Genomic DNA, 16,187 nt, shown 5'->3' on the forward strand with positions numbered 1-16,187 from the left:
CGGGGCGGCTCCGGGTCAGAAGCCGAGCTTGCGGAGCTGGTTGGGGTCGCGCTGCCACTCCTTCGCCACCCGGACGTGCAGGTCCAGGTAGACCCGGGTGCCGAGCAGCTCCTCGATCTGCCGGCGGGCGGTGATGCCGACCTGCTTGAGCCGGCTGGCCTGGTGACCGAGCACGATCGCCTTCTGGCTGGACCGCTCGACGTAGAGGTCGGCGTAGATCTTCATGAGCTGACCCTCGGGGATCATCTCCTCCACCACCACGGCGATGGAGTGCGGCAGCTCGTCGCGGACCCCCTCCAGGGCCGCCTCCCGGATCATCTCGGCGATCAGCACCTGCTCCGGATCCTCGGTGAGCATGTCGTCCGGGTAGAGCTGCGGCGACTCGGGCAGGTAGCCGGTCATCACGTCGACCAGGGTGTCGACCTGGTGACCGGAGACCGCGCTGACCGGTACCACCTCGGCGAACTCGCCCAGCTTGCTGACCGCGAGGAGCTGCTCGGCCAGTTGCCGCTTGTTCACCAGGTCGGTCTTGGTCACCACGGCCATCACGGTGGCCTTCAGCTCGGCCAGCTCGCCGGTGATGAACCGGTCCCCCCGGCCGACCGGCTCGTTCGCCGGGATGCACAGGCCGATCACGTCGACCTCGCTCCAGGTGGCGCGGACCAGGTCGTTCAGGCGCTCGCCGAGCAGGGTGCGGGGGCGGTGCAGGCCCGGGGTGTCGACCAGGACGAGCTGCGACTCCGGCCGGTGCAGCACGGCCCGGATGATGTGCCGGGTGGTCTGCGGCTTGTTCGAGGTGATCGCGATCTTCGTGCCGATGATGGCGTTGGTCAGCGTCGACTTGCCGGCGTTCGGCCGGCCCACGAAGCAGGCGAACCCGGCCCGGTACGGGCTGGCCCCCGGCTCGCCACCGGCAGGCGCGCGACCGGCGGCGGGACGGCCGGTTGCGGGACGGCCGGTCACTCGACCACCGTGCCGAGGACGGTGCCGTCCGGGGCGGCCACGTGGACCGGCGCGTCGGCGGTCAGGTCGCGGACGGCGGCGTGCCCAGCCCCGTCCAGGGTCGACGCCTCGGTCACCACCACGGCGGCCTCCAGTCGGGTGGCCCCGGCCGCCACGGCGGAGGCCACCGCGAGCTGGAGGGCGGTGAGGGTGAGCGAGGGCAGCGAGACGCTCGCCGCCGCGTACGTGCGGCCGTCCTGGTCGCGTACCGCCGCTCCCTCCACGGCGCCCACCCGGCCCCGCGCGCCGCGCGCCAGGACGACCAGCTTGCCGTCCTCGGCGGTCAGCTCGACCGGCGCGGTCGGGGTGGGCAGGGCTGCGGGTGCGGCGGGTGACTCAGGCATCGGCGGATTGCCTCTCCTCGGATCGGTTCTGGTTGCCCCGGTGCTCGGCGGGCTCGCCGCGCCCCGGGGTGGTGTCGGGATGGTCGGTCGGCTCGACCCGGCTGACCAGCACGGTGTCGATCCGGTTGCGCCGGCCCGTGGTGCCCTCGGCGTGCAGCCGGAGCGTGGCCACGTCGGCCTCCGCGCCGGGGATCGGCACCCGGCCCAGGGCCTGGGCGAGCAGGCCGCCGACCGTCTCGACCTCGTCGGCGGGCAACTCGACGTCGAACAGCTCGCCGAGGGTCTCGACCGGCAGCCGGGCGGTGACCCGCACCGAACCGTCCTCCAGCCGCTCGACCGGCGGGCGCTCGACATCGTACTCGTCGGTGATCTCCCCGACGATCTCCTCGAGGATGTCCTCGATGGTGACCAGGCCGCCGGTGCCGCCGTACTCGTCGACGACGATGACCAGGTGGTTGCGGGCCGCCTGCATCTCCGACAGCAGGTCGTCGACCGGCTTGGACTCCGGGACGAAGGTCGCCGGGCGCATCAGCTCGGCCACCGGCAGCCGGGCCGTGGCGAGATCGCCGCCCCGGGTACGCCGGATCAGGTCCTTCAGGTAGAGCACGCCCAGCACGTCGTCGACGCTCTCCCCGATCACCGGGATTCGGGAGAAGCCGGAACGCAGGAACAGCGTCAGCGCCTGGGAGAGGGTCTTGCTCTCCTCTATCCACAACATCTCGGTGCGCGGCACCATCACCTCGCGGGCGATGGTGTCGCCGAGCGCGAAGACCGAGTGGATCATCTGCCGCTCGCCGTGCTCCACGACGCCGCGCTGCTCGGCCAGGTCGACCAGCTCACGCAGCTCCACCTGGGTGGCGAACGGCCCCTCCCGGAAGCCGCGCCCCGGGGTGACCGCGTTGCCGATCAGGATCAGCAGCGAGGCGAGCGGGTTGAGCGCCCGCCCGAGCCAGCGCACCAGCGGGGCGACCCCCCGGCCGACCGCGTACGCGTGCTGCCGGCCGATGGTGCGCGGGCCGACGCCGACCACCACGAAGCTGATCACGGTCATCGCGCCGGCGGTGATCAGGGCCGCCCGCCAGCCCGCGCCGAACGTGTCGACCGCCACCAGCGCGACCAGCGTGGTGGCGGTCAGCTCGGCCAGCAGCCGGAGCAGCAGCAGCAGGTTGAGGTGGCGGACCACGTCGCCGGCGACCGCCTGGAGGGTGCGGGCGCCCCGGGCGCCGTCGCGGGCCAGCTCGGCCGCGCGGGCCGGGGACACCGCAGCGAGCGCCGCCTCGGTCATCGCGATCAGGCCGGCGAGCACCACCAGCCCGGCCGCGAAGACGAGCAGTTGCAGGTCGGGAAGGCCGGCGGTGGCACCGGCCGCCGATATCAGGGTGGGCATCACCGGGACCGGGTCGACCGCCAGCCGGCCAGCAGTCGGGCCTGGAGCTCGAACATCTCCCGCTCCTCCTCCGGCTCGGCGTGGTCGTACCCGAGCAGATGCAGGACCCCGTGCACGGTGAGCAGGTGCAGCTCGTCCGCCGCCGCGTGGCCGGCGGTCGCGGCCTGCTTGGCCGCCACCTCGGGGCAGAGCACGATGTCGCCGAGCAGGGCCGGCTCTCCGCCGGACGCGCTGGTCTCGCCCGGCCCGTGGTCGACGCTGCCCTCGTCCATGGGGAAGGCGAGCACGTCGGTCGGGCCGTCGCCACCCATCCAGCGGTGGTTCAGCTCGGTCATGTAGTCGATGTCGACCAGCAGCACGGACAGCTCGGCGAGGGGGTTGACCCCCATCTCGTCGAGGGCGTACCGGGCGACGGCGAGCACGGCGTCGGTGTCGACCTCGACACCGGACTCGTTGGCGATCTCGATGGACAACTGGGTTCCCTAGGTCTGGCGGCGCCGGCCGGCCCGACGGCCCTGGGCGGTCTGCCCCGGCACGGCGTGCGCGTCCTGCGCCTGCTGGTTCTCCCGCTCGGCGTCCCAGCGGGCGTACGCGTCGACGATCTTCCCGACCAGTTGGTGACGCACCACGTCGGAGCTGGAGAGCTGCGCGAAGTGCACGTCCTCCACGTTCACCAGGATCTCCCGGACGATCCGCAGGCCGCTGGTCGTCCCGCCGGGAAGGTCCACCTGGGTGACGTCGCCGGTGACCACGATCTTGGAACCGAAGCCGAGTCGGGTGAGGAACATCTTCATCTGCTCGGGCGTGGTGTTCTGGGCCTCGTCGAGGATGATGAACGCGTTGTTCAACGTACGTCCGCGCATGTATGCCAGCGGCGCGACCTCGATCGTCCCCGCCGCCATCAGCTTCGGGATGGTCTCCGGGTCGAGCATGTCGTGCAGCGCGTCGTAGAGCGGGCGCAGGTACGGATCGATCTTCTCGTTGAGCGTGCCGGGCAGGAAGCCGAGCCGCTCCCCCGCCTCGACCGCCGGCCGGGTCAGGATGATCCGGTCGACCTGCTTGGCCTGGAGCGCCTGGACCGCCTTGGCCATCGCCAGGTAGGTCTTGCCGGTGCCCGCCGGGCCGATGCCGAAGACGATGGTGTGCGCGTCGATGGCGTCGACGTAGGTCTTCTGCCCGAGGGTCTTGGGGCGGATGGTGCGACCGCGCCGGGAGAGGATGTTGTGCGTCAGGACCTCGGCGGGCCGCTCGGCGCCGCCCTGTTCGAGCATGCCGACGGTACGCCGGACGGCGTCAGTGGTCAGGGTCTCGCCTTTCTCGATCAGTTCGAGCAGCTCGCTGAAGAGGCGCTCGGCGAGGGCGTTGTCCGCAGGAGCACCGGTGATGGTGATCTCGTTGCCGCGGACGTGCACGTCGCTGGTGACCGAGCGTTCGACGAGTCGCAGGATCTCGTCGCCCGCGCCCAGCAGGTTGACCATGATCTTGGGATCCGGAACGGTGATCCTGGTCTGCACCCGGGGCGGGCCGGGAGGTGGGGTGCCGGTCATAGGTCGGGCCGAGGGGCCCTGCGCCACCTGCTCTCACTCTCGGCGCCGGGCCTGGCGGGCGCGGCGGTCGGACGTTGCCCCCATCCTATCGTTTCCCGCGCGGTGACACCTCTGCCATTACCCGGGCCGCCGACCGGCCCCACCTGCCGCCGAGCCGCCCCGCCCGGGGCCGGGCTCAGCGCCGGAAGTCGTACCCGTCGAAGGTCTCCTGGGCCCGGGTGAACCGGTAGGTGGCCCAGTGCAGCCGGACCACCGTCCCGTCCGCGTCCCGGGTCAGTCGGAGCAGCTCGCCGGCCTCCCGCCCGGACACGGTGCGGAACACGTCCGGCCGGTCCGGCACCGGGGCGAAGACCGCCGGGGGCTTCCCCGCCGGGTCGTCCGCGCCCCGGGCCCGCAGGGCCCCGTCGTGCCAACCGAAGACGTACTCGAAGCCCTCGCCCCACCAGCGGCCCAGCATCCCGCGCAGGTGCGCCGGGGCGGGCTCCCCCGGCAGCCACGGCTCGATGTCGGCCGGGTCGTGCTCGGCGGACGCCGCGAGCAGCTGGTGCGGCAGGTCCATCACCTGCACCCCGGTCCCGGACGAGCCGAGCACCGCCGCGCCCATCGCCCCGGCGGTGCCGTCGCCGCCGCGCCGGCCGTAGACGGCGGCCAGGAAGCCGGGCATCGCCCCGTCGTGCCCGACGTGCACCACCCGCTCGCCCTGCGGCACGAGGATGAGTCCCAGTCCGAAGCCCGCGCCCCAGGACGTCTCGTCGGTGACGGTCAGCGGCCAGCGCATCTCGTCCAGGGTGGCCGGGGCGAGCACCGTGCCGGCCGGGTCCAGCGCCGCCGGGTCGGCCAGGAAGGCCGCCCACCGGGCCATGTCCGAGGCGGTGCTCCAGAGCTGGGCGGCCGGGCCGACCGCGCCGAAGTCGGTCGGCGGCTCCGGGTGCGCCTCGTCGGAGTACGCGTCGACCAGGAACCCGGTGGCCGCCGCCGGGCCCGGCCGGTCGGTGGTGGCGGTCAGGCCGAGCGGGGCGAGCACCCGCTCGCCGAGCACCTCGGCCCAGGTGCCGCCGCGCAGCCGCGCGACGAGCTGCCCGAGCAGCGCCATGCCGAGGTTGGAGTAGTGGTAGCGGCGGGCCGGCGGCAACACCCGCTCGGCCCGGGCCAGGTCGGCCAGCAGCGCGTCCACATCGGGGGCGGCCAGGGTGTCCCAGACGTCGCCGTGCGGCTCCCGTTGCAGGCCCGAGGTGTGCGACAGCAGCCGGCGCACGGTCAGCTCGGCGTGCGCCGGTACGTCGAGGTGCCGGCCCACCGGGTCGTCCAGGTCGAGCAGGCCCGCGTCGCGGCACTGGAGGACCAGCACGGCGGTGAAGGTCTTGGTGACCGAGCCGATCCGGAACAGCGTCTCCGGGCCGAGGACGCCGTCGTTGCCGGTGCCGCCGACCGCGCACGTCCACGGCGGCCGGTCGGCCCGGTGCAGGGCGGCCGACACGGCCGGCACCCGCCCGTCGGCCTGGACCCGCCGCACCATCCGCTCCAGGCGGCCGTCGATCTTGCTCACCACCGCCCGCCTACCGGCAGATCATCGGGCCGAGCGGCGCGCCGCCGAGCACGTGCGCGTGGACGTGGAAGACCTCCTGGCCCCCGTACGCCCCGGTGTTGAACATCAGCCGGTAGCCGTCGCCGAGCAGCCCCTCGTCCTCGGCCACGACGGCCGCCGCGGCCAGCAGCTCCCCGGCCAGCGCCGGGTCGCCCTGTCCCAGGGTGGCCACGTCGGCGTAGTGCTCCTTGGGGATGACCAGCACGTGCACCGGGGCCTTCGGGGAGATGTCCCGGAACGCCAGGGTGGTGTCGGTCTCCCGGACGATGGTGGCCGGGATCTCCCCGGCGACGATTCGGCAGAACAAGCAGTCGGATCCCATCGGGGCATGGTAAGGCGTGCCGGCCTGCTCGGGCATGATGGCGGCGTGACTTCACGGGCGGTACTGGTGACGGGGTCCTCGCGCGGCATCGGGCGCGCGGTGGCGGCGAGGTTCGCGGCGGGCGGGGACCGGGTGGCGATCCACCACCGGGACTCGGCGGAGCTGGCCGAGCGGCTGCGCGCCGAACTGCCGGGCGACGGCCACGTCGTGGTCCGCGCGGACCTGACCGACCCCGACGCGGTACGGGCCATGGTCGACGACGCGGCGGCCCGCCTCGGCGGCCTGGACGTGCTGGTCAACAACGCCGGGGTGTACGGCGAGCGGGACGCCCCGCACCCGGTCTTCGGCACGTCCTACGCCGACTGGCAGCGGCGCTGGCGGCAGGTGCTGGAGACCAACCTGACCGGGGCGGCCAACGTGACCTGGTGCGCCGCCCAGCACATGCGCGAGCGGGGTGGGCGGATCGTCAACGTCTCCTCCCGGGGCGCGTTCCGGGGCGAGCCGGACCAGCCGGCGTACGGGGCGAGCAAGGCGGGGCTGAACGCGCTCGGCCAGTCCCTCGCGGTGGCCCTCGCCCCGTACGGCATCGCGGTGGCCACGGTGGCCCCCGGCTTCGTGGAGACGGACATGACCACGGAGCACCTGGCCGGCGAGCGGGGCGCGGCGATCCGCGCCCAGAGCCCGTTCAACCGGGTGGCCCGCCCCGACGAGATCGCCGCGGCGATCCACTGGCTGACCAGCCCGGAGGCGGAGTGGACCTCCGGCACCATCCTCGACCTCAACGGCGCCAGCCACCTCCGCACCTAACCCACCCCCCGGGCCCCTCTATCCCGCGATCTTGCACATGAGGCCCCAGCATATCGGGCATTTCGCCCATTCTCGGGGCCCCAACTGCAAGATCGACGGGAGGGGTGGGCGGGGGTGGGGTGGGGGTGGGGGTGGGTTGGGTTACCAGCGGGGGAGGCGGGTGGAGAGGACCGCGAGGGCGGCCACGCCGGCCGTGGAGGTGCGCAGGACCGACGGGCCCAGGCGGACCGGGCGGGCGCCGGCGGCGGCGAAGGTGGCCAGCTCGGGCTCGGCGATGCCGCCCTCCGGGCCGACGACCAGCACGATCTCGCCCGCATCGGGCAGCTCCACGGTGGTCAGCCGGTCGTCGGCCTCCTCGTGCAGGACGAACGCGGCGGTGGACCCGGCGATCCGCCGGGCCACGGCGGCGGTGGACTCGTCGGGGGACCCGGCCAACACCGGCAGCCACGCCCGGCGGGCCTGCTTCGCCGCCTCCCGGGCGGTGGCCGCCCACTTCTCCCGCGCCCGTACGCCCCGGTCGCCGCGCCACTGCACCACCGAGCGGGACGCCCCCCAGGGGACGATCTCGTCCACCCCGACCTCGGTCATCGCCTGCACGGCCAGCTCGCCCCGGTCGCCCTTGGCGATGCCCTGCACCACCACGAGCCGGGGCACGGACGCGTCGACGTACCCCCGGGAGGTGATGTCGAGCTCCAGGCTGCCCCGGCCGACGGCGGTGACCACGGCGGACGCGGTGCCGCCCCGGCCGTCGGCGAGCAGCAGTTCCTCGCCCACCCGCAGCCGCTGCACGGTGGCGGCGTGATGCCCCTCGGGGCCGTCCAGGGTGAGCTGGGCAGCGATGGGCAGCGACTCGACCAGGAACAGCGGCGCGGACACGACGATCAGGTTAGCCGCCCCGGCGGGAACCGGGGCGGCGAGGCCGGAGGACCGGGGTCAGGGGTGCCCGTTGAACGCGTCGCGCATCCGGGAGAAGAAGCCGCCCTGCTTGGACAGCTCGGCGACCTCCTCGCCCCGGGTCTTGGCGAAGTCGCGGAGCATCTTCTCCTGGTCGGCGTCGAGCTTGGTCGGGGTCCGCACGTCGAGGTGGACGTAGAGGTCGCCACGGCCGGTGCCGCGCAGGTGCGGCACGCCCCGGGCGCGCAGCCGCAGGGTGCTGCCCGGCTGGGTGCCGGCCTTGACGTCGACCGTCTCCTCGCTGTCCAGCGTCTTGATGGTCAGCCGGGTGCCGAGCGCGGCGGCGGTCATCGGGACGGTCACCCGGCAGTGCAGGTCGTCGCCCTTGCGGGAGTAGACGTCGTGCGTGCGCTCGTGGATCTCCACGTACAGGTCGCCGGCGGTGCCGCCGCCCGGGCCGACCTCGCCCTGCTGGGCCAGCCGGATCCGCATGCCGTCCTCGACCCCGGCCGGGATCTTCACGGTCAGCGAGCGGCGGGTACGCACCCGCCCGTCGCCGGCGCAGGTCGGGCAGGGGTGCGGGATCGTGGTGCCGTACCCCTGGCAGACCGTGCACGGCCGGGCGGAGACCACCTGGCCGAGGAACGTGCGCTGCACCGACTGGACCTCGCCCCGGCCGCCGCACGCCTCGCAGGTGGCCAGGTGGGTGCCGGCGGCGGTGCCCGCGCCGGAGCAGGTGGTGCAGAGCACGGCGGTGTCGACGGTGATCGGCGCCTCGACGCCGAACGCCGTCTCGTGCAGGTCCAGCTCCAGCCGCAGGATCGCGTCGGCCCCCGGCCGGGTACGCGGGCGGGGCCCGCGCGCGCCGCCGGCCGCACCGCCGAAGAAGGCGTCCATGATGTCCTGGAAGCCGACGAACGGGCCGGCCCCGCCGGGCCCGCCCGGGCCGGCGCCCCCGCCGCCCGGGGCCAGCGGGTCACCGCCCAGGTCGACGATCTGCCGTTTCCGGTCGTCCGAGAGGACCTCGTACGCGGCGTTGATGTCCTTGAACTTCTCCTGTGCCTCCGGGTCCGGATTCACGTCCGGGTGGAACTGCCGCGCCAGCTTGCGGTAGGCGCGCTTGATCTCGTCGTCGGAGGCTTCCCGGCTCACGCCGAGGATGCCGTAGTAGTCCCTGGCCACTAGCGTTCCCGTGTCCTCATGTTCGTCTCGCGTTGCGCCGGTCGGCGGCCGGAGCCGGCCGTCGGCCCTGACTGGTCAGTTCTGGGCCAGCAGCTCGCCCACGTAGCGTGCCACGGCTCGCACCGTGGCGATGGTGCCGGGGTAGTCCATCCGGGTGGGGCCGAGCACGCCCAGGCCGCCGAGCGCGGCCGCCCCCGGCCCGTACCCGGTGCTCACCACCGAGGCGGCGCGCAGGTTGTCGATCTCGTTCTCGTCGCCGATCAGCACCCGGGTGGTGGTCGACTCGGCCTCGCCGATGAGTTTGAGCATCACCACCTCCTCCTCCAGGGCCTCCAGGATCGGCCGCAGCGAACCCTGGAAGTCCAGCAGGCCACCCCGGGTGAGGTTGGCGGTGCCGGCCAGCGCGATGCGTTCCTCGTGCCGCTCGACCAGCGTCTCCAGCAGCACCGTGGACAGCGTGGTCATGGCCGGACGCAGGTGCGCCGCCGACTCCTCGACCAGGGCCTGCACCAGTGGCGGGGTCTCCGACAGCCGGCTGCCGACCAGCTTCTCGTTGACCAGCCGGCGCAGGTCGGTGACGACGTCGGCGGGGACCGGCGCGGGCAGCTCGACCAGCCGCTGCTCGACCCGCCCCGTGTCGGCGATCATCACCAGCATCAGCCGGGTGGTGGAGATCGGCACCAGCTCCAGGTGCCGCACCGAGGACCGGGCGAGCGACGGGTACTGCACCACGGCGACCTGCCGGGTGAGCTGGGCCAGCAGCCGGACCGTGCGGTGCACCACGTCGTCGAGGTCGACCGCGCCGACCAGGAAGCGCTCGATGGCCCGGCGCTCGGCCGGGCTGAGCGGCTTGACCCGGGAAAGCCGGTCGACGAACAGCCGGTAGCCCCGGTCGGTGGGAACCCGCCCGGCGCTGGTGTGCGGCTGCCGGATGTACCCCTCCTCCTCCAGCACCGCCATGTCGTTGCGGACGGTCGCCGGGGAGACGCCGAGCTGGTGGCGCTCGACCAGGGCCTTGCTGCCGACCGGCTCCTGAGTGGCGACGTAGTCCTCGACGATGGCGCGGAGCACGGCGAGCTTGCGGTCGTCGAGACCCACTCCCCTTACCTCCTGTCGCACGTCGGTGCCCGTCGTCGCGGCGACGCCCCGGACCTGCCCGCCGGCTGGCGGAGCCTGGCACTCGACTGTAATGAGTGCCAGTCTACGTCGGCTGCCCCACCGTCGGTAAGATCACAGACTGGACCGTCGGCCCGGCCGCGGCACCCGTGCGACAGGGCGGGACGCCGGCCCCGCTGCCGGTCATCCCCTCGTACCTGACCAGTGTCGCTCCGGTGCCCACTTGTCGGCAGCCCCTACCGTGACGTGCATGACTGAACCACCTCGCCCTCCCGGATCAGGCGATCCGGGCGACTACCCGCCGTCGGCACCGTACGGCTCGTCGGCGGACGAGCCGCCCACCGCACCACTTTCCGGGGCTCCCGGGGTGGGCGGCTATCCCCCGCCCGGTGGCTATCCCCCGCCCGGTGGCTATCCCCCGCCCGGTGACTATCCACCACCCACCGGCGACCAGCCACCGCCGGGCGGCTACCCGCCGCCCGGCAGCCAGCCCCCGCCGGGTGGCTTCAGCCCGGGCGGCTACCCCCCGGGTGGCGCATACCCCCCGGGTGGCGGATATCCGACCGGCGGGGCGTACCCGGGCCCGACCGGCGGCTACCCGACCAACGACGACAAGACCTGGGCGCTGATCGCGCACTTCGGCGGTCCGCTCGGCGTGGTGGTCGGCGGCAGCCTGCTCGGCTGGGTCGCCCCGCTGATCGCGCTCATGGCCAAGGGCCCGCAGTCGCCGACCGTGCGCGCGCACGCCGTCGCGGCGCTGAACTTCCAGCTCACCTGGGTGGCCGCCCTCCTGGTCAGCTTCGTGCTCGCCGTGGTCACCTGCGGGGTGCTGTTCTTCATCCCGATGCTGGTCGCCCTGGTGCCGATCATCTTCGGCATCATCGGCGGCATCAAGGCCAACGAGGGCACGCTCTACCGCTACCCGATGACCTACAACTTCGTGAAGTGACCCGCATCGGCCGGCCCCCGTCGGGCCGGCCGATGCCGGGCAGCCGGCCCGGCGGACGGGGGCGCGGGCCAGGGCGTCCGATCAGGGCAGCAGGTCGCGCACGACCGCGTCGGCCAACAGCCGGCCACGCAGGGTGAGCACGGCCCGGCCGGCCGCGTACCCGGCCGGGTCGAGCAGCCCACCGGCCACGGCCCGCTCCGCGCCGGCCCGGCCGGGCGCGTCCAGCACGTCCAGCGGCAGGCCGGAGGCGAGCCGCAGGCGCAGCATCACGTCCTCCATGTGCGCCTCGCCGGGCGTGAGCACCTCCCGGGCCAGGCCGGGGGACTCCCCCGCCGCGAGCCGCTTCGCGTACGCGCTCGGGTGCTTGACGTTCCACCAGCGCACCCCGCCGACGTGGCTGTGCGCCCCCGGGCCCAGGCCCCACCAGTCCGCGCCGGCCCAGTAGAGCAGGTTGTGCCGGCACCGCCCGGCCGGCGTGCGGGCCCAGTTGGACACCTCATACCAGGAGAAGCCGGCCGCGCCGAGGGCGGCCTCCGCGGCCAGGTAGCGGTCCGCCGCCACGTCGTCGGAGGGGTACGGCAGCTCGCCGCGCCGCATCCGCGCGGCCAGCCGGGTGCCGTCCTCCACGATCAGGGCGTACGCGCTGACGTGGTCCACCCCGGCGGCGACCACCTGGTCGAGGGACGCCGCGAAGTCCTCGGCGCTCTCCCCCGGCGTGCCGTAGATCAGATCCAGGTTGACGTGGTCGAACCCGGCGTCGCGGGCCTCGGCCGCGGCGGCGGTGGCTCGGCCGGCGCTGTGCCGACGGTCGAGTACCGCCAGCACCCCCGGGGCAGCGGACTGCATGCCCAGCGAGATGCGGGTGTACCCGGCCGCCCGCAGAGTCTTCAGCGACTCCGGCGTGACCGACTCCGGGTTGGCCTCGGTGGTCACCTCGGCGTCGGCGGCCAGCCCCCAGGTGCGGTCGATGCCGTCGAGGATGCGGGCCAGGTGGTCGGCGGGGAGCAGGGTGGGCGTGCCGCCGCCGACGAACACGGTGTCGACCCTCGGCGGCGGGGTGTCGCCGAGCACCCGGCCCGCGAGGGCCAGCTCGGCCAGCACCGTGTCGGCGTACGACTCACGGCCGACCCCGCCGCCCAACTCGTCGGCCGTGTACGTGTTGAAGTCGCAGTAGCCGCACCGGCTGACGCAGAACGGCACGTGCACGTACACGCCGAAGCCGCGTGCGCCGACGGCGCGGGTGGCGGTGGCGGGCAGCGAGCCGTCGACGGGGACGGCTTCGCCTTCTGGAAGGACGCCGGGCATGGCCACTAGTGTGCCCGCATGACCTCCTCCGACGCGCTCGTGCGGGTCACCACGGCCCGCGGGGTGACCACCCTCACCCTGAACAGCCCGCACAATCGCAACGCGCTCTCGACGCCGCTGATGACCGAGCTGCTGGCCGGGCTGTCCGCCGCGGTGGCCGACGACGCGGTCCGGGTGGTCGTGCTCGACCACACCGGCCCGGTGTTCTGCTCCGGCGCCGACTTGAAGGAGACCGCCGCCGCGTACGCCAGCGGCAGCGTCCCGGCGGGGATGCTCGGCGACGTGCTCGCGGCGGTCTGGGAGTGCCCGAAGCCGGTGGTGGCCCGGGTGGCCGGGCCGGCGCGGGCCGGCGGGCTTGGCCTGATCGCGGCGGCCGACCTGGCGGTCTGCGCCCAGGAGGCGACGTTCGCCTTCACCGAGGTGCGGATCGGGGTGGTCCCGGCGGTGATCTCGGCGACCGTGCTTCCCCGGCTGGCCCCCCGGGCCGCCGCCGAGCTGTACCTGACCGGCGACACCTTCGACGGCCGGCGGGCCGCCGAGATCGGCCTGGTCACCACCGCCGTGCCGGCCGACGGGCTGGACGCGGCGGTTCAGCGGGTGTGCGCGTCGCTGGTGCGGGGCGCGCCGCAGGCGCTGGCCGGGGCGAAGGCGCTGCTGCGCCGGCCGCCGGCCGCCGACCTGGCCGCCGAGATCACCGAGCTGGCCGCCGTGTCGACCGGGTACTTCCTCTCCGAGGAGGGGCGCGAGGGGGTGCTGGCGTTCCGGGAGAAGCGGGACGCGAGCTGGGTGCCGACCGCCTGAGGCGTTTCCCGCCCCGGCCGGCGGGAAAGCCGGCCGGCACCGCGCCCGTCGCGCCCGGGCACCGGGCGGGTGGAACACACCACCCCGGGCGGGAAATGTGGTCGACTCGCTACGGAACGGAGCGAACCGGTCGGACTAGCCGGTCAGCGGCGACGGGGACGTACTCTTGGCGGACGCCGTCGAACAGGGGGTGCGGGTGCGAAGTCGGGCAGTCATCGCGGCCGGTGTCGTCGTCGCCGTCATAGCCGCCATCGGGATCTGGCTCGTGGCCCGCCAGGTGGGTGAGCGCCTACGGCTCCCCCTGGCCAGCCGCACCTGTCTCGTGCAGGCGGACGGCCAGGTGCGGCTCGACGCCGACCAGATGGCCAACGCCGCCACCATCGCGGCGATCGGCACCCAGCGGAAGATGCCGGAGCGTGCCGTGGTGGTGGCCCTCGCCACGGCGTACCAGGAGTCCGGGCTGCGCAACCTCGACGGCGGCGACCGCGACTCCGTGGGGCTGTTCCAGCAGCGGCCGAGCCAGGGCTGGGGCACCGGGGAGCAGATCGGCGACCCACGGTACGCGACCAACAAGTTCTACGCCGCGCTCAAGCGGGTGCGCGGCTGGGAGAAGATGCGGGTCACCGATGCGGCGCAGCGGGTGCAGCGCTCGGCCTACCCGGAGGCGTACGAGAAGTGGGCCGACGAGTCGCAGGTGCTGACCCGGGCGCTGCTCGGTCAGGCGACCGGGGCCGTCGCCTGCACCGTGGGGTCGACGCCGGTGATGCGCGGCGAGGCCGCGGCGGCGGCCCTGACCCAGGGCCTGAGCCTCGACTGGGGGCTGCCGAGGACGGTGTCGCTGGCCGAGCTGACCGGGCTCGCCGTGCCGGCCACCGACCAGCGCGACGGCTGGCGGTACGCGCACTGGCTCGTCTCGCACGCCTCCGACCACGGGGTGAAGCGGGTGCGCTTCGGCGGGTTGGAGTGGACCGCCGAGGCCGGCACCTGGGGTCGGGTGGCCGACGCCCCGACTGCCGACCAGCGGGTCGTCGCGGAGGTCTTCGCCGACTCCTGATCGTCCCCGGATCTCCCCACCGACGGTGACCGCGCAATCCGGCATAGAGGGCAACTCCCCCGGGTTGACACCCAATTGTCACCCTCCGCGCCCGGCCGGCTGCCGATCGTCGGGTGACCGCCCGGCCCCAGCCGGGCGCGACGCCACCCCCGATACCGGCGCAGTACCATCGGCTGCCTGGGCCAGAAATGGTTTCCTCATGGGGAGGGGTACTACGCGGTGTTCGATTACGACGGCCGGACCGGCTACGAACCGATCAGCGACACCGATCGCAAGGAGTTCCACGAGCAGGGCTTCCTCCTGCTGCGGAACGTGCTGACGGAGGACCACCGGGCCGCCCTGGAGGAGGCCGTCGACCGCGTCTACGCGGAGGAGAAGGCCAAGGGCAAGACCACCAAGGACGGCACCCTGCACCTGCTGGGCTTCCTTGATCGGGACGAGCTCTTCGGCAACCTGCTCACCCACCCGATCGCCTTCCCGTACATGTGGGGCCTGGCCGGGTGGAACATCTACACCCACCACAACCACCTGGACGTCACCCCGCCGGCGGCGGAGCCGGAGAAGCCGTACTGGGGTTGGCACCAGGACGGGTACCGGCAGAACTCCGACCCGGAGACGATGGACCCGAACCTGCCCCGGCCGATGTTCTCGCTGAAGGTGGCGTACGTGCTCTCCGACCTGTCGGAGACCGGGCGCGGCGCGACCAAGGTCATCCCGGGCAGCCACCTGTGGAACTCGCTGCCCCGGCCGGACGACCTGACGGTGCACAACCCCGACCCGGAGGGCACGGTGGAGATCACCGCCAAGCCGGGCGACGCGTTCATCTTCGACCGCCGCCAGTGGCACTCCCGGTCGACGAACCTCTCCACGATCACCCGCAAGATGCTCTTCGTCGGCTACACCTACCGGTGGATCCGCCCCCTCGACGAGCTGCACATCGACCCCGAGAGCGAGTGGTGGGCCAACCGCACGCCGGTGCAGCGCCAGCTCTGCGGCGAGGGCACCCACACCGCGAACTACTGGGGCATCAACTGGAACGGGTACGTCGACGACGAGATCCCGCTGCGCAAGGAGCTCAAGGAGCGCGGCCAGCTCGACCGCAGCATCCCCTGGCTCCGCTGACGCGATAGGCGAAGGGCCCTCTGTCGGCGCGCGTCGCGCACGGCAGGGGGCCCTTCCGCACGCCCGGCGCGGTCAGGCCCGCCCCGCGTCGAGCCGGCGGCGGGCCTTCTCCCGGACCGACTCCGGCAGCTCGGGAACGTCGAGCAGCCGGGGCAGCAGCTCCGGCTGCAGGGAGCCGGCCCGGAACACCTCGCCGACGGTGACCCCGTGCGCCGGCCGGTCCACCACCTCGACCGGGTCGCCCGCGCTGACCTCACCCTCCCGCAGCACCCGCAGGTACGCCCCGGGCGCGGCCCGCACGGTGAACCGCTTGATCAGGTCGGGCATGCCCCAGAACCCGGCGAACGTGGTGCACGGCGTGCGCGGCTTCGTCACCTGGAGCAGGGCCGAGCCGATCAGCCACCGCTCCCCGATCACCGCCCCGGTCACGTCCACTGCGTACGTGGTCAGGTTCTCGCCGAAGCCACCCTCCCGGACGGCCCGGCCCAGCTCGGCCGCCCACCAGGCGGCGTCCTCCTCGGCGTACGCGTAGACCGCCTGGTCGGGGCCGCCGTGGTGGGCCCGCTCGGCGATGAAGTCCCCATCGACGCCGTCGGCCCGCAGCAGCACCGGCCCGTCGACCGGCCGCTTGTCGATCCCGCTGCGGCCGCTCGCGTCGCCAGCCCACTCCGCCTCGGTCACCACGCCAACGTTAACCGCCACCAGCCTGCCCGTCATGGCGTCAGCCTACGGCCGGGCACCGGCGACCGCCGTCCCCGGGGCGGTGGAGG

The 16,187-nt window shown here is 73.8% G+C and carries 17 protein-coding genes; 5 read left to right on the forward strand and 12 right to left on the reverse strand.

All coding sequences use genetic code 11. The features are described 5' to 3' along the window. Positions 1–15: 15 nt before the first annotated feature. The 7 genes from era to ACQPZO_RS23845 all read right to left on the reverse strand — a co-directional run bounded on the left by era (position 16) and on the right by ACQPZO_RS23845 (position 6,187). The gene (gene era, locus ACQPZO_RS23815) at positions 16–864 is read right to left on the reverse strand and encodes a GTPase Era (protein ID WP_433351195.1); all 849 of its coding nucleotides are present in this window, start codon (positions 862–864) and stop codon (positions 16–18) included. Positions 865–959: 95 nt separating this feature from the next. After that, on the reverse strand, positions 960–1,346 hold the full coding sequence (locus tag ACQPZO_RS23820; RefSeq protein ID WP_350887233.1) for a cytidine deaminase: 387 nt from the start codon (positions 1,344–1,346) through the stop codon (positions 960–962). Beyond that, positions 1,339–2,757, reverse strand: a complete 1,419-nt coding sequence (locus tag ACQPZO_RS23825) for a hemolysin family protein (protein ID WP_433351197.1) — start codon at positions 2,755–2,757, stop codon at positions 1,339–1,341. Before ACQPZO_RS23825 ends, ACQPZO_RS23820 begins: the two co-directional genes overlap by 8 nt. Further along, positions 2,733–3,206: an rRNA maturation RNase YbeY gene (gene ybeY, locus ACQPZO_RS23830; protein WP_350887230.1), complete on the reverse strand. Its 474-nt coding sequence runs from the start codon at positions 3,204–3,206 to the stop codon at positions 2,733–2,735. The genes ACQPZO_RS23825 and ybeY overlap by 25 nt, the downstream gene beginning before the upstream one ends. Before the next feature lie 9 nt (positions 3,207–3,215). Beyond that, a complete protein-coding gene (locus tag ACQPZO_RS23835) occupies positions 3,216–4,280 on the reverse strand; it encodes a PhoH family protein (RefSeq protein WP_433351199.1) in 1,065 nt (354 codons plus the stop codon). Between the two features lie 175 nt (positions 4,281–4,455). Continuing rightward, positions 4,456–5,796 carry a serine hydrolase domain-containing protein gene (locus ACQPZO_RS23840; RefSeq protein ID WP_433351200.1) on the reverse strand — a complete coding sequence of 447 codons (1,341 nt, stop codon included), beginning with the start codon at positions 5,794–5,796 and terminating at the stop codon, positions 4,456–4,458. Positions 5,797–5,836: 40 nt separating this feature from the next. Beyond that, a complete protein-coding gene (locus tag ACQPZO_RS23845; RefSeq protein ID WP_350887224.1) occupies positions 5,837–6,187 on the reverse strand; it encodes a histidine triad nucleotide-binding protein in 351 nt (116 codons plus the stop codon). A gap of 45 nt (positions 6,188–6,232) precedes the next feature. On the opposite strand from ACQPZO_RS23845, the gene ACQPZO_RS23850 reads away from it, so the two are divergent. After that, positions 6,233–6,994 carry an SDR family NAD(P)-dependent oxidoreductase gene (locus ACQPZO_RS23850; RefSeq protein WP_433344101.1) on the forward strand — a complete coding sequence of 254 codons (762 nt, stop codon included), beginning with the start codon at positions 6,233–6,235 and terminating at the stop codon, positions 6,992–6,994. Between the two features lie 141 nt (positions 6,995–7,135). On the opposite strand, the gene ACQPZO_RS23855 is transcribed toward ACQPZO_RS23850, so the two are convergent. The 3 genes from ACQPZO_RS23855 to hrcA form a co-directional block, all read right to left on the reverse strand. Beyond that, a complete protein-coding gene (locus ACQPZO_RS23855) occupies positions 7,136–7,870 on the reverse strand; it encodes a 16S rRNA (uracil(1498)-N(3))-methyltransferase (protein ID WP_433344103.1) in 735 nt (244 codons plus the stop codon). Positions 7,871–7,927: 57 nt separating this feature from the next. Beyond that, on the reverse strand, positions 7,928–9,070 hold the full coding sequence (gene dnaJ, locus ACQPZO_RS23860) for a molecular chaperone DnaJ (RefSeq protein ID WP_433344105.1): 1,143 nt from the start codon (positions 9,068–9,070) through the stop codon (positions 7,928–7,930). A gap of 75 nt (positions 9,071–9,145) precedes the next feature. Beyond that, positions 9,146–10,168: a heat-inducible transcriptional repressor HrcA gene (gene hrcA, locus ACQPZO_RS23865; protein ID WP_387025034.1), complete on the reverse strand. Its 1,023-nt coding sequence runs from the start codon at positions 10,166–10,168 to the stop codon at positions 9,146–9,148. A gap of 268 nt (positions 10,169–10,436) precedes the next feature. Here hrcA and ACQPZO_RS23870 point away from each other — a divergent pair, with 268 nt between their 5' ends. Further along, on the forward strand, positions 10,437–11,135 hold the full coding sequence (locus ACQPZO_RS23870) for a DUF4870 domain-containing protein (RefSeq protein WP_433344107.1): 699 nt from the start codon (positions 10,437–10,439) through the stop codon (positions 11,133–11,135). An 81-nt stretch (positions 11,136–11,216) separates the two neighbouring features. Here the strand turns inward: ACQPZO_RS23870 and hemW are convergent, their stop codons facing one another. Beyond that, positions 11,217–12,440 (reverse strand): radical SAM family heme chaperone HemW, encoded by a 1,224-nt coding sequence (gene hemW / locus ACQPZO_RS23875; RefSeq protein ID WP_433344109.1) that lies wholly within the window; start codon positions 12,438–12,440, stop codon positions 11,217–11,219. 18 nt (positions 12,441–12,458) lie between these two features. On the opposite strand from hemW, the gene ACQPZO_RS23880 reads away from it, so the two are divergent. The 3 genes from ACQPZO_RS23880 to ACQPZO_RS23890 all read left to right on the forward strand — a co-directional run bounded on the left by ACQPZO_RS23880 (position 12,459) and on the right by ACQPZO_RS23890 (position 15,417). Then, positions 12,459–13,241, forward strand: coding sequence for an enoyl-CoA hydratase family protein (locus tag ACQPZO_RS23880; RefSeq protein ID WP_433344110.1), 783 nt, complete (start codon positions 12,459–12,461; stop codon positions 13,239–13,241). 190 nt (positions 13,242–13,431) lie between these two features. Then, entirely contained in the window at positions 13,432–14,295 is an 864-nt protein-coding gene (locus ACQPZO_RS23885; protein ID WP_433351201.1) for a hypothetical protein, read from the forward strand. Between the two features lie 219 nt (positions 14,296–14,514). Then, positions 14,515–15,417: a phytanoyl-CoA dioxygenase family protein gene (locus tag ACQPZO_RS23890; protein WP_433344112.1), complete on the forward strand. Its 903-nt coding sequence runs from the start codon at positions 14,515–14,517 to the stop codon at positions 15,415–15,417. 72 nt (positions 15,418–15,489) lie between these two features. Here ACQPZO_RS23890 and ACQPZO_RS23895 read toward each other — a convergent pair whose 3' ends face one another. Then, on the reverse strand, positions 15,490–16,134 hold the full coding sequence (locus ACQPZO_RS23895) for an MOSC domain-containing protein (RefSeq protein ID WP_433344114.1): 645 nt from the start codon (positions 16,132–16,134) through the stop codon (positions 15,490–15,492). Positions 16,135–16,187 lie beyond the last annotated feature (53 nt).

The organism is Micromonospora sp. CA-111912, assembly GCF_050948415.1.
In the GTDB taxonomy this organism is placed as follows: Bacteria; Actinomycetota; Actinomycetes; order Mycobacteriales; family Micromonosporaceae; genus Micromonospora.